Genomic DNA, 13,211 nt, shown 5'->3' with positions numbered 1-13,211 from the left:
TAGTCTCGCACCTCTTTGTATTAGCCGACTAAAGTCCGCTCTACTATTACTCAACGCTCATGACACCTAAGAAACCTAAAGGCACACGCAAAGGCTACACTACAGGCGCTTGCTCTGCAGCAGCTGCACGCGCTGCTACTTTAGGCCTATTAACGGGAAAAATACCTGAGCAAATTGAATCTTTATTACCCAATGGGCAGCGAATTACCTTTGTTGTACATGAAGGCTCGGTTGCTAAAGATTACGCTCATGCCGTTATTATCAAAGATGCAGGGGATGACCCTGATTGTACTCATCAGGCGCATATGACTGCCGATGTACGTGTCTTAGCCGATTCAGTAAATCAAGTACGGTTAAAAGGAGGCGATGGTGTCGGCACCATTACCATGCGCGGCCTGGGACTGGAAGTGGGTGGACCGGCAATTAATCCCATTCCACGTAAAAATATTGAAGCCAATATTCGTGAAATAGCGAATGAACTACTGCAAAGCAAAAGTCTGGAAGTCACTATCTCCGTTCCGGGTGGCCAGGACATGGCTAAAAAAACCCTGAATGATCGCCTGGGCATTATTGATGGCATTTCCATTTTAGGTACAACGGGCATAGTCCACCCCTATTCCACAGCGGCTTTTCGCGCTAGTGTGGTACAAGGTATTGAAGTAGCGGCTAACCAAGGTCAACAAGCCGTCGTATTGACTACTGGCGGCCGTACTGAAAAGTTCACCATTCGCGAGTTATCGGATTTAGATCCCGCCTGTTTTGTGCAGATGGGAGATTTTTTAGGTCCCGCCTTAGATAGTGCCCAACAAGTTGGTATTAAGCAAATTATTATCGGTGGTATGGTTGGTAAATTAAGCAAAATTGCTCAGGGAGAAGTCATTACTCATGCCCGTCGTAACCCGGTTAACACTCAGTTATTAGCTGACCTTGCCGCAAGCGTTGGCGCTGATGCATCGGTTTGCGCAGAAATAGCAGCAGGAGAAACTGCCCGATTTGCAGGAGAGCGTATGCTTGAATTAGGTCTGGCTGAAAAATTCTATAAAGCATTATGTTCGCGCGTAGTCAAAACTCTCGAAACACGTTATCCCGGGGTCTTTAGCTATCGAATTTTAATGTGTGATTTTGAAGGAGGAAAATTAGTAGATTATGTCTAATCGCTGTCAAATTATCGGGGTTCTGGATAATGGTCTTACAGGACTATCCTCGCCCGCATTAAATGCTCTAAAAAATGCCGATGTGGTCATCGCCGCAACGCGGGTATTAAAGCTATTTTCAAGTTCAATCAACTCAGCTGAAGTTAAAGATTTAACCGGGCAATTAGGCAAAGTGCCGATCTGGATTAATCACGCTTTAGCAGAGAAAAAAAAGGTAGTGGTACTAGCTACAGGTGATCCTCTGTGTCATGGTATTGCCAGTTTTTTAAGCAAAAAACTGGGTGCGGAAAAGCTGGATATTATTCCTAATATTTCCTCTATTCAATTAGCGTTTGCCAGTATAGGCATGGCCTGGCAAGATGCAAAGATCTGCTCAGTACATAATAAAGATGCGGGTGAGTGGCAAACAGGCTCAGGTGCTGAACATGGTTTTTATGTGTTATTACAAACGATCAACCAGCATGATAAATTAGCGATTTTAACTAGCCCTGAAAATAACCCTGCACGTATAGCTCGCATGTTAATCATGGAAAATATGAGCGACTTATTTACCATGGTGGTCGCAGAGAATTTACTCTGTGCCGATGAAAAAATCTTTCAGGGCCTAAGTATCGCCGAACTTGCCAAGCAAAATTTTAATGGCAATGATGTGGTTATCTTGTCGCGACTAGAAGCTAAAAAACCGGAATTACTGTTTGGCTATGCGGATGATGCCTTTAAGCAGCGTAAACCAGATAAAGGCCTTATTACCAAACGAGAAGTGCGTGCTGTGTCATTAGCGAGGATGCAATTAACCGCAGCGAGTATCGTCTGGGACATAGGCGCAGGCTCGGGTTCGGTGGGTATTGAAGCAGCAAAACTGTGCCCCAAAGGCCATATCTATGCCGTGGAAAAAAATGTTACTGACTTCGCCATTGCCAGTGAAAACGCGCGCGACTTTGCCCTGCATAATTACACTTTAATCGAGAATAAAGCACCCTTAGGCATGGAAAACTGGCCATCACCTAATGCTGTATTTATAGGCGGGTCGGGCGGTGAACTGGCTGAACTGATCACACTTTGCCTAGAGAAACTACAGGCTAATGGCTGGCTGGTAATGAATTTTGTGACTTTAGAAAATTTATCGACGGCGTTAGAGGCACTAAAACAAAGTGGTGCAGATTGGGATATTACCCAGATACAAGCATCTCGTAGCCAGCCTATTCTACATATGAATAGAATGCGCGCTGAAAACCCTGTGTGGATCGTCTGTGCGCAGAAAGCAGAATATTAAATATTTCACCATGAAGGACATGAAGAGGAGACAGTTTATTACCAGCTATCGAAAGCTATTAAAATCAGAAGTAAAAAGTTTCCTGATTACCCATGACTCTCAGCCATACCTCGTCATTCCTGCATGCTTCTAGCAGGAATCTCATTGGTTAAGCATAGATTCCCGATAAAAGACTTCGGGAATGACATGTTTTTTAACATACTGATGTTTAAAGCTTAATTTTACTTTGGTTGAGAGTTGTACGTAACCAGGATATTAATTGTTGCATAAGTTCTTGCACTACTATTGGGGCGTAGGCTTTAGCCTACATGAGGCAATAACAGTGCACGCTAAAAAGTATCTGCTTTTAGTCTCCCCCTTGAGAAATGAGGATTGAGGAGGAATCATATAAAACATATATCAAACCTCCCCTAGCCCCTCCTTAACAGGAGGGGGATTTTGTTGAATGCTTTCACAGCCTCAAAAGCCAGCACCCCGCCTTTTGAACTTTATACTGCGAATACTTATGAAACTATTAATACATCAATAGCTTCACCCCCTAGAAAACCTTCATGGTGAAATAAATGACTGCAACTTTATATGGTGCATCACTCGGCCCCGGTGATCCAGGACTAATTACTCGAAAAACCTGGGATCTACTGCATTCTGGTGCCGATTGGACTTACCCGGTTAGAAAAAAACAGGGTAAGAGCTATGCACTTAATATCGTTCTGGAAGCAGGGTTAGTACCACCGGATAATCATACTGAACTTGTTTTTCCGATGACGCATGACCGAGAGATATTAGCTAAATACTGGCTACGAGCTGCAGAACAGGTATTAGAAAAATTACAGGCAGGGCGTGATGTGGTTTTTTTAGTCGAAGGTGATGCCTCAACTTATTCTACCTTTCAGCACCTGGCTAAAACGGTTGCAGCTCTGGATAGTAACGCACAAATAGAAACGATTGCCGGAGTCAGTTCATTTAATGCTGCTGCTGCACGCGCAAAAATGCCCCTGGCTGATACCGACGATACCATAGCGATTATTCCGGCTGGGTATGGTATCGAAATGATTGATAAAATGCTCAGTGATTTTGATACCTTAATATTATTAAAGGTTAAACCTTTACTTGATGATATACTCAGATTATTAGAACATAAGGATTTATTAACTCAGTCTTGTTTTATCGAAAAAGCTGGGTCTAGTGAAGAGCGAATTGTCCACGATGTATTAAGTTTAAAAGGACAAAAAGTCAATTATCTATCATTGCTAATGGTACATAATTCCCATAGAATGAGGGGGGATCTTATCCGCGGTTGCCGGAAAAAGTAAACTCCTAACAATAAGAAAACAAAGAGGAAATAATATGAATAATGTTCAAAAATTAATGGCTGCAGTGGTTGGTGTGTTTGTTGTAGGCTTTTTAATGGTTGGTGGTAACAAAGAACAAACGACTGAACAAAAAGAAGCTGCAGGTATGATTAGAGCGGTTGCAGCAATGCAAACAATGGCAAATAGAAAGTGCCCAGTGGCAATTAAAACTAAAACAGGTGATCAGGTTTATTTTCCAACTTCTACAGATACTGATAAGCAGACTTATGTATCTTTAACCTGGGAAACCGCAAAAGCGGATGAAGATTACAGCTTTAAAAAAGCTGAATGTACTTTACATCTAACTGTTGGTGGTATTTCAAAATTAGTGATAGATGGCGAAACAGTTATTGAGAAAGAAGTAAAATACTAAGTCGCACTGATACAGAGCAAGTATTTATTATACTTGTTCTTTTCCTACTGTTTTACTGGGTTATAATGCTCCTTTTTATAATTCAGTAAAATTATGTCCTCACCTAAAATCGTTCTGGTTGCCATCACTAAGCATGGCGCTAATCAAGTTGCACAACTTGCTGCAAAACTCCCTGATGCTGATATTTTAGTTTCGGAAAAATTCCGTGAATTACTTGAAACTAGTAAAAATTCAGCCCGATTTTATAGCGGTCCTTTTCGTGAACAAATCGCGACCCTATTCCAAAATTACGATCAGATTGTTTTTTTTGTATCCCTGGGTGCCGTCGTACGTTTAGTTGCACCCTTTTTACAGTCCAAAGATGAAGATCCCGGTATTATTGTCGTTGATGATGCCGCTCAGTTTGTCATTCCTGTTTTATCTGGTCATGTCGGTGGCGCCAATGCCTGCGCTGAAATGCTAGCTGATTTACTTCAGGCAACACCCGTCTTAACAACTGCTTCCGATGTCGGTAAGACCATCCCTGTGGATATTTTAGGGCGTGAACTTGGCTGGCAAGTTGAAGCACCTAAAATCAATATCACCCGTGTTTCTGCTCATGTCGTTAATGAAGAGCCTATCGCCTTTATTCAGGAAGCTGGTAACAAAAACTGGTGGACACGGAGCACAGCCTTACCCAAAAACATCCATTTATTTGAGCATTTCTCTGATGTTGATTTAAGTCAGTTTAAAGCTGTCTTGTGGGTCACAAATCAAGACATTCCCGAAAACCTTTGGCAGCAACTGCATGAAGGTCTAGTGGTATACAGGCCCCCTCAGTGAAGCTCGTTTTAGGCTTAGGCTGCGATAGAGGCACGCCGCTTATTACGGTAGAAACAGCCATAACTCAAGCACTCGCTTCAGCTAATTTAAGCCTTGAGCAAGTTACGCTACTCGCCAGTATAGATAAAAAACAGGATGAAGTCGCACTATTACAGTTAGCAAAAAAAATCGCTTTACCCATGCTCTTCTACCCTGCAGAACAGTTAGCTAAAGTTCCCGTTCCTAGTCCATCCGCAGTGGTTATGAAGTATGTAGGTACTCCCTCAGTATCTGAAGCCGCTGCGATTTTAGCCGCAGAGACGGATATGAGCGATTTATTAGTTGAAAAATACAAATACCGTGGAGCAGATGGTAAAAATGCCACGGTTTCCATTGTCCAAATGAGAACAAACACATGAATGGAAAGATTTATTTAGTTGGTTTTGGTCCTGGCGCTGAAGAACACATGTCCTTTAAAGCCAAAGCTGCCATTAGCGAGTCCGATGTGGTCATCGGTTACACCACGTATATCAAATTAGTCAAAGACTTACTCGACGGCAAAGAAGTCATCAAAAAAGGCATGACTGAAGAAATTGACCGCTGCATAGAAGCCTATGATCAAGCAAAACTAGGTAAAACTGTCGCGTTGATTTCTTCGGGTGATATTGGTGTATACGGCATGGCAGGGCCTACCTATGAAGTCCTATTACAGGCTGGCTGGACACCCAATGATGATATTCAGGTAGAAATAGTTCCAGGCAGCACTGCACTTTCTGCCTGTGCATCATTAGTCGGAGCTCCCTTAACTCATGATTTTTGCTCGATTTCCTTATCGGATTTATTAACCCCGTGGCCAGTGATTTCACGCCGCCTCGAAGCGGCTGGTCATGCGGACTTTGTAATCGCTCTATATAACCCCAAAAGCGGCCGGCGCACCCAACAAATTGTTGAAGCACAGACTATTTTATTACGCTACCGCCGCCCTGATACTCCAGTTGCCATTGTTAAATCGGCCTATCGGCGTAGACAGGATATACAGCTGGTGCGTCTTGATGAGATGTCTAATTGTGATATAGGCATGCTAACGACTGTTCTTATTGGTAATTCATCTACCTTTATTCAAGAAGGCTTAATGATTACCCCGCGAGGTTATGCCAATAAATATAGTAGCCTCACCGGAGAAGCAAAAGAAGGAGAACAGGCAGGTATTTCATTAAGCATGGGCTTAGAAGGCTGGTATGCTTGCTTAAGGCAATATGTACAGGATAATGCTGGCTTAACATTAGAGAAAATCGCAGATTACTTCGGTGTTGTCGTGGGTGAAGTTTTGAATGCCATAGCTGCGGGTGAAAATGCAGGAGAGCATAAAGCCGCACGAATCAAAAATGATTCACTAGCTGATGTTATTAGTGCTTGCGAAAAATGGGGCCGTTTACGCGGTATTATTCGTGCAGAAGCGGGTGCGGTAACTGAATTGTTTCTACAGGCTAAAGACGTTGAAATGCGTGGTGACTGGTTAAATATAGAAACCGATGCATTCCACTGTCATATCAACTGGAGCAAAGTTGATTCTGCTTATCTGGCTTGCCGTGAAGGTAAATCTTATGGTGTGAACTTTATTGATAACAAAGGCCACCTTGTTTTTAGGCTATTATTAACCAAAGAAAATGCTGAGTTTAGTGCAGAAAAACTACAAGCATACTGGCACACTTGGCATACGCTGGTAGAGGAGAAAGACAATGACTGAAACCATTAAGCCAAAAATGCTGGACTACACACGTCACATGTTAGTCTGTGTTGGTGAACGATGCACTGAAAATAGTGCAGGACAAGCTCTTTATGATCAGTTAAGAGATAAATTCAAGGAGTCTGGACTTAATGCAGGCGACCTTAGAGTCAAACGTAGCAGAGCTACCTGTTTTGGAACTTGCAAATCAGGGCCTCTTATTTGCGTACAACCTGATGGAGTCTGGTATTATGATGTAACCAGCGAAAAATTAGATCGAATTATCAAAGAACATCTGCTGGGTGGTGTGCCTGTGGTCGACTATATTTATCACCAAGGACCAGGCGCGACGAAATAAAGAAACGAAGAAAGAGGTTTATATGGCTACACAGGAATATACAGGGGCTATTGCAGCCTGGAAAGATGATAGAGGATTTGGCTTTATCCGCACAGAAAGTGACAATAAAGAAGACGATGTATTTATTCACATTTCATCATTAAATAATATGAGCCGCCGACCACGAGTCGGAGATATTATTCATTACGATTTAATCGAAGAAAACGGCAAAACAAAAGCAAGTAATGCGATTATAGAAGGCGTAGAACCATTTCATGACGCCTCTAAAAAATGCAATACCCTATTAACAGTCGTAATCACAGCACTTATCTCAAGTGCAGCTATTTATCTAGTTCTGACTTCCCTATAAGAGATAGATATTCTTCACATAGCAACACATTTATAGAAGTACCGCCTCAATATAGTTGACTTTAAGTCAACTATATTGAGGCATCGCTCCCATCCTTATACTTCAAAATCAACACCGAAATGAACTCATACCGTATATTCGCAATCATTCCTTTCACTTTATTTATTGCCAGTTGTAGTGACTTACACCTGACACATGAAAAAGCTGAAGCCAAAACCCATATAGAACAGGTAACACAAATACAACTGGATGATGAAATTCACGAATTACTACAGCAGGAAATGCAGGCAATCCAGACTGGCATGATGTCACTAGTTCCTGCCATTGCCAGTGGCGACTGGGAAAAAGTTGCTGATATTGGTAAAAACATAGAAGGCAGTTATTTATTAAAACAAAAACTAACAACTGAACAACGCCACGCCCTACATAAATCTTTACCCGCAGAATTTATCAAGCGTGACCAGGCATTCCATCACTCAGCTGGCATGTTAGCCCATGCAGCGGAAATGGGGCATCCTGATATTGTTAACTTTTATTTTTATAAACTAAATACTGCCTGTGTCGAATGTCATACAGAATTTGCTCTAGAAAAATTCCCTGCGTTAAAGCCTAAAAAAAGCGCACATCACCATTAAAAACAAATCTTGCGCAAGCGCCCCCCCACAATAATTATTTATTAAGGTTTTTAAAAAATGAAAATATGGGTTGATGCAGATGCATGTCCAGTGGTGCTCAAAGATATTTTATGTCGTGCTGCTGAACGCACCGAAGTGTTGGTAACCTTTGTTGCTAATCAGTTTATTCGCCTGCCACCTTCACGCTATATTAAATTTATTCAAGTGGGCCGTGGGTTTGATGTTGCCGATAACGAAATTGTACTAAAAGTTAATGCAGGTGACCTGGTAATCACAGGGGATATTCCATTAGCCGCCGAGGTAATTGAAAAAGGCGGCTATGCCCTTAATCATCGCGGTGAAATGTATACCGCTAATAATATTCGAGAAAGTCTGAATATGCGCGACTTTATGGATACGCTCCGCTCCAGTGGCATACAAACAGGCGGCCCATCGGCATTAAACCAAAACGATCGGCAGGCATTTGCTAATGAATTAGATAAGTTTTTAAGCAAACGATAGCGACTCAACTCAACTCGTTCAAAATTCAAACTGCTATAAACTATAGTAGTTTTATATGTATTAGCTCAAATTAAATCTGATATCTTCAAAAAATAGTCGCGATCAAATCTTACAGTGAAACTCGGTTATTGGCTGACAATCGACCGTTTCGTTTATATTTGTGATTTAGAAGTATGTTGGAAGTGTATAGTAAATCCGCTGGGCGCCTCTTCGAAGACACGAACATCGAAATCCACTAAGATGTGCTCAACGAAACGTACGACGCAAGGCTTTACGATAGAAAAACAAATGCATGCCCAGATGTGCAATAAATAAGTAGCCTGTCAGTTTATGCCAGCGTACCCGACGTTTCCTGTTCGTCATGCTGAGCGTTATTAGCGACGCTCCTAAACTTCCTAGCATTGCCATTTTATTATAACGATTAAGGTTCTTTTTCGACAACAGCAGCTGTGGTTTCGGAGCTTTACCGATTATCTGATCAACAGTGGAGTCAATGTTCGCTTCAATGGTTGAAAGCACGATAGCATTTCGATCAAAATGCAACAAAAGGCTGCCGGTACGGACATTACCTTGTAACGAGGTAATAACGGCTATTTTAGATAGCTCTTTTGTCAATTCGTTTAATTTTTCTTGATCACGCATTTTTTGTCACGAAGCCTTATGCGCCCAGGCATAGACGATATGATTCTGCTCATTTTTCTTGCTTTCATTTTCGATGATTGAATATTCTTTTAATGATACATCACGAATTAAGGGGTCACACGAATTAAGGGGTCTACTATAGAATTATGGAGATAAATGATCAGTTATAGAAAATATAATTATATATTTTTCAACATTGCCCAGGGAGATGGTTGCTGCACCCCATTCGCTACAAATTGCATATAACTCTCTATTGCTGACTTTTCGTTTTTACTAAAACAGCTTAATAGCCACTCTCGGTCAAACCAGTCAGGAGGGCTTGTCAGCCCAGCAGTAATTCGGTAACTACTCCAATTTCATTGTTCAGCGCTTTTAATCATCCCAGCGCGAACCGGATTTAATACAATAACGGGCTAGCCCTAGTAAATAACTATCTCTCTCAACTAATATAGCTTTAATTGTTTTAATGACGCCCTCAAAAGCACCAAAAACCTCATCTCGCGTCCGAAATCGTACACGCTCAGTAAAAATATCTTCCACTGCACATGGATTAACGAGCCAGGCCGGACTCATTCCAGTCGTGAAATATTTAGACCGGATCGGATTTGAGAAAACGGTAAAACGAAGCATCGCGCACCCACGGGGAGATAATGCAGACTATCACTTATCTGATGCGGTTCTACTAACTCTGGTAGGCATGATAGGTGGAGCAACGTCAATGATAAAAGTAACTACGGTATGCGCGGACAGTGTGCTACGTAAAGTAGCTGGCTGGGTCAAGATTCCTGTTGAAACCACGGTATTACGGATTTTTAAAGAACTGAGTGATGCACAGATAAGCCAGTTTGAAGTACTCACGCATACCTTGCGTGGCCAGCACTGGCGTCGATTACTCCGCTCCGGAAAATCCAAAACAGGCATACAGCCAGTCCAGTTGATTGATGTCGATTCAACCGTAGATACCGTCTGTGGTCGACAAGAAGGAAGTGCCAAAGGCTTTAACCCCAAAAAGAAAGGTGCCCGTTCTTACCATCCACAAATTGCTTTTCTAGCGGAAACAAAAGAAATTTTACAAGCCTGGTTCAGAACAGGCAATGCCTTTACGAGTAATGGTGTTGTTGAATTTACCAAACAACTACTGGCCCACTTACCCAATCGGATGCGTATTATTTTTCGTGGTGACAGTGGTTACTTTGTGGGCGACCTAATGGAATTACTTGACATCAGAGGGCATGGCTATTTGATAAAGGTTAAACTTAATAATTTGAAATCATTGCTGGCCAAACAGACCTGGACAGCCATTAAAGGCCAACCCGGTTGGGAACAGTGTGAATTTCAATACCGTTGTGGTGACTGGTCTCGATCTCGTCAGTTCGTGGCGGTCAGGATGAAGTTACCTAAACCAGTGGCAGGCCCTCAGTCAGAACTTTGGGAAGCAACTGAGTACGACTCTTTTTGTTATGTGACAACCGAAATCTTAACCCCTTGGCAAGCACATAAGAAGTACGGTGAACGAGCAACGTGCGAAACATGGATCGAAGAAGCAAAATCACAAATGGGTTTAGGTAAAATTAGAACAGATCAATTCATGGCCAATGCTGCATTATTTCATTGCGCTGTTCTCGCCTACAATACAATTCGTTGGATGGCTCAATTGAGTGGTAACAAAACTTTGTGCCAATGGGAACCGGAAACACTTCGTACTTATCTGATTAGGGTGGCCGGAAAATTACTCACGGGAAATAATCAATTAAGAGTAAAAACGCCTGCCGATCCGCTTTACCCTCAGGAATGGGATGACTGGGTTAAGCTGGGGTTACCAGCTTAGCGTTAAATAAAAGTAAAGCGATTTTGATTAAAAGCCATGATGCATTGGCAGAATACTTATTGCCTTGAGTTCAGAGAGTACTAAAGAATCCCTCTATTTATAGCTGGAATCTGGATGCCTGGATCCGGCGATTGGTAAAGGGTATGTAAAAAGGCAGTAGAAATCCTATTAACCATATAATGCATATGGTTAATAGGCATCAAAATAATGGCTTGCAGGATTTAGGTGCTATTTTTTGCTCGCCAGTAATAAGAAAAAACTTTTACTGTAACCTCTGATACAGAATATAAAGCAATTAATTGAGGTGATTTACTTACATTGAGCGGGTCTATTTTCTGATTTTTATATTAAAAATACTTTAATAATTAGAGTGTTATGTAAAAACGCATAAATAATAAAACCCTAATATTAGAATTCATGGCTTTATTTATTCACAATACCTTCGCCAAAATAAAAATACACTCATTTTTATGATTTTTACAGCCTATAAACGGTTGATTTATATAGGTGTAAGATTGTCATTTCTGGCTTAAATTAAAATTGGCGAAGGTATTATTATTCATGTAACACATTGATTTTAAATGATTTCATATAAGCCATTGAAATCTACTAAACTTATTGTAACTATTTATTTTAAAATAAATAGTTAATCTAAAAATATAAATCCATACCCGCTCAATGTGAGTTCTTTGGCTGAAATTTAATCTTATGATCGTAGGTAATAGAGTGATTCTGTTTTCTGCGACAGAACCGTTTATATTGGATAAATAGAATTGAAAAAATTACTTAAATAACTTTTTTAATTGTTTTTGCGTAATATTATTAACCAATAAATCTATCAGTTGTTTTTTTGTCATTTTATTAAGACGTAGTAACTCATTATCGATGTTTTCATCTTCACCATTGTCATTGGTACTAGGTTTTAACCCAGAAATAATTTCTTTAACAGTGTTCAATGAGGGTTTATGAATTTCTGATACACGCTCATATACAATATCAGCAACATCCTCTAATTTAGGAGCAGATATAAGATACCCAGCACTGATAGGTATATTGCCTAGAGGTCTTTTATCATTAAAAAACCTTGATAAATTCATTAGATGTGTTGCCATCTGTCCTGTAAGCCGTTCGTTAAACTTTAACGAACGCCATGTCCCAAACTCATTATTACTTGAAAATCGTTTTCTAGCTTCCAGCAATATTAATCCTTTTAGTATGTGAGACTGTCTATCAATATCTACATACTGTTCAGCAAGGTCGTCTAAGGATAATCCTGATAAATTAATTTCATGGTGTTGTTTATCTAGTTTATTTTTTTCAGCTTTATTTGCAAACTCTTCTGTTTTTTTATCAATTTCAGATTTTGTTAATGACTCTGGGCTTTTATTTCGGTGTTTAAATGTCATTATTCAACACCTCATTTATGACTGAGTTTATTTCATGTTTTGCTTTTGTGTTATCAAGTTCAATTACCCCCATTCCACGACCTGAAGAAATTGAATCCCTATATACTTTACGCTCTCGAATGATAGTAGATAACAAAGATATATCAGGATACTCACTAAAAAAACGTTGGGCATCTTCTGATTCATTAATAATAGGATTAGTTGGCCCCATTGATAACACAGCAAAAAACTTTAATGTTGGATTTAATTCTTCTTTAACATCTGAAACCATATCACGCATAGTTGGAATTGTATCCAGATCAAACTGAGAAGGTCTAACTGGCATAAGAAAAACATCAGCAGCAACTAGTCCTGTTCTTAATTCTCTTGAGTCTCTACCAGCAGCATCAACAATAACATACTCATATCTGCTATTTAAATCTACCAAGGAAGCTCTTATATTGTCATATTTTTGTATACAATTAACAACAGGTAACTTTGGATTTTCAGATCTATCTTCAGCCCAATTGCTTGATGATGACTGACGATCAGTATCTACAAGAACAACATCTTTTCCTTGAGTAGCCAATGCAGCAGACAAATTAACTGATATGGTAGATTTACCAACTCCACCTTTTTGACTACCTATCAATATGATCATTTCATACTCCATGATTTGTAATGTTTAATATACATATTCTATTTTATTTATTCTTTTTCTGACTAAAAGATTACTACACCCTATATGATTCTTCATATCTATCCATTTACTTCAATTTTTTTAGCATACGCTGAAAATCAGGGAAACGGAGCCTAAGCGAAGTGATGATTTTT

General features: G+C 40.3%; 16 protein-coding genes. 12 read left to right on the top strand and 4 right to left on the bottom strand.

Translation table 11 applies throughout. The annotated features are described in order from the left end of the window. Window positions 1-59: 59 nt before the first annotated feature. The 11 genes from CDZ78_RS08330 to CDZ78_RS08280 all read left to right on the top strand — a co-directional run bounded on the left by CDZ78_RS08330 (window position 60) and on the right by CDZ78_RS08280 (window position 8,522). The gene (locus CDZ78_RS08330) at window positions 60-1,154 is read left to right on the top strand and encodes a cobalt-precorrin-5B (C(1))-methyltransferase (RefSeq protein ID WP_087869605.1); all 1,095 of its coding nucleotides are present in this window, start codon (window positions 60-62) and stop codon (window positions 1,152-1,154) included. Then, on the top strand, window positions 1,147-2,427 hold the full coding sequence (cbiE, locus tag CDZ78_RS08325; protein ID WP_087869604.1) for a precorrin-6y C5,15-methyltransferase (decarboxylating) subunit CbiE: 1,281 nt from the start codon (window positions 1,147-1,149) through the stop codon (window positions 2,425-2,427). The genes CDZ78_RS08330 and cbiE overlap by 8 nt, the downstream gene beginning before the upstream one ends. A 563-nt stretch (window positions 2,428-2,990) precedes the next feature. Next, window positions 2,991-3,740 (top strand): precorrin-2 C(20)-methyltransferase, encoded by a 750-nt coding sequence (cobI, locus tag CDZ78_RS08320; protein WP_087869603.1) that lies wholly within the window; start codon window positions 2,991-2,993, stop codon window positions 3,738-3,740. A 34-nt stretch (window positions 3,741-3,774) separates the two neighbouring features. Continuing rightward, a complete protein-coding gene (locus tag CDZ78_RS08315) occupies window positions 3,775-4,152 on the top strand; it encodes a hypothetical protein (protein WP_087869602.1) in 378 nt (125 codons plus the stop codon). 93 nt (window positions 4,153-4,245) lie between these two features. Then, window positions 4,246-4,974 carry a cobalamin biosynthesis central domain-containing protein gene (locus CDZ78_RS08310; RefSeq protein WP_087869601.1) on the top strand — a complete coding sequence of 243 codons (729 nt, stop codon included), beginning with the start codon at window positions 4,246-4,248 and terminating at the stop codon, window positions 4,972-4,974. Next, window positions 4,971-5,372 carry a cobalamin biosynthesis protein gene (locus tag CDZ78_RS08305; RefSeq protein WP_087869599.1) on the top strand — a complete coding sequence of 134 codons (402 nt, stop codon included), beginning with the start codon at window positions 4,971-4,973 and terminating at the stop codon, window positions 5,370-5,372. The genes CDZ78_RS08310 and CDZ78_RS08305 overlap by 4 nt, the downstream gene beginning before the upstream one ends. Then, entirely contained in the window at window positions 5,369-6,700 is a 1,332-nt protein-coding gene (gene cobJ, locus CDZ78_RS08300; RefSeq protein ID WP_087869598.1) for a precorrin-3B C(17)-methyltransferase, read from the top strand. The genes CDZ78_RS08305 and cobJ overlap by 4 nt, the downstream gene beginning before the upstream one ends. Further along, entirely contained in the window at window positions 6,693-7,037 is a 345-nt protein-coding gene (locus CDZ78_RS08295) for a (2Fe-2S) ferredoxin domain-containing protein (protein ID WP_087869597.1), read from the top strand. The genes cobJ and CDZ78_RS08295 overlap by 8 nt, the downstream gene beginning before the upstream one ends. Before the next feature lie 22 nt (window positions 7,038-7,059). Beyond that, entirely contained in the window at window positions 7,060-7,386 is a 327-nt protein-coding gene (locus CDZ78_RS08290) for a cold shock domain-containing protein (RefSeq protein ID WP_087869596.1), read from the top strand. Between the two features lie 119 nt (window positions 7,387-7,505). Further along, window positions 7,506-8,021: a hypothetical protein gene (locus CDZ78_RS08285; RefSeq protein WP_087869595.1), complete on the top strand. Its 516-nt coding sequence runs from the start codon at window positions 7,506-7,508 to the stop codon at window positions 8,019-8,021. Between the two features lie 57 nt (window positions 8,022-8,078). Next, complete coding sequence (locus CDZ78_RS08280; RefSeq protein WP_087869594.1) at window positions 8,079-8,522, top strand: YaiI/YqxD family protein; 444 nt, start codon at window positions 8,079-8,081, stop codon at window positions 8,520-8,522. Between the two features lie 246 nt (window positions 8,523-8,768). On the opposite strand, the gene CDZ78_RS08275 is transcribed toward CDZ78_RS08280, so the two are convergent. Both CDZ78_RS08275 and CDZ78_RS23010 read right to left on the bottom strand, forming a co-directional pair. Then, window positions 8,769-9,164, bottom strand: coding sequence for a hypothetical protein (locus CDZ78_RS08275; RefSeq protein ID WP_087869593.1), 396 nt, complete (start codon window positions 9,162-9,164; stop codon window positions 8,769-8,771). 372 nt (window positions 9,165-9,536) lie between these two features. Beyond that, window positions 9,537-9,737, bottom strand: coding sequence for a hypothetical protein (locus CDZ78_RS23010; protein WP_244559199.1), 201 nt, complete (start codon window positions 9,735-9,737; stop codon window positions 9,537-9,539). On the opposite strand from CDZ78_RS23010, the gene CDZ78_RS08270 reads away from it, so the two are divergent. Beyond that, window positions 9,694-10,992: an IS1380 family transposase gene (locus CDZ78_RS08270; RefSeq protein ID WP_244559198.1), complete on the top strand. Its 1,299-nt coding sequence runs from the start codon at window positions 9,694-9,696 to the stop codon at window positions 10,990-10,992. The genes CDZ78_RS23010 and CDZ78_RS08270 overlap by 44 nt on opposite strands. A gap of 782 nt (window positions 10,993-11,774) precedes the next feature. Here CDZ78_RS08270 and CDZ78_RS08265 read toward each other — a convergent pair. Beyond that, entirely contained in the window at window positions 11,775-12,398 is a 624-nt protein-coding gene (locus CDZ78_RS08265) for a hypothetical protein (RefSeq protein WP_087869590.1), read from the bottom strand. Beyond that, the gene (locus tag CDZ78_RS08260) at window positions 12,388-13,050 is read right to left on the bottom strand and encodes an AAA family ATPase (protein ID WP_307190471.1); all 663 of its coding nucleotides are present in this window, start codon (window positions 13,048-13,050) and stop codon (window positions 12,388-12,390) included. Before CDZ78_RS08260 ends, CDZ78_RS08265 begins: the two co-directional genes overlap by 11 nt. Window positions 13,051-13,211 lie beyond the last annotated feature (161 nt).

It is taken from the genome of Bathymodiolus platifrons methanotrophic gill symbiont (assembly GCF_002189065.1).
Lineage (GTDB): Bacteria > Pseudomonadota > Gammaproteobacteria > Methylococcales > Methylomonadaceae > Methyloprofundus.
Note: the sequence above shows the minus strand (reverse complement) of the source record. Positions and strands in the feature narration are given on the sequence as shown.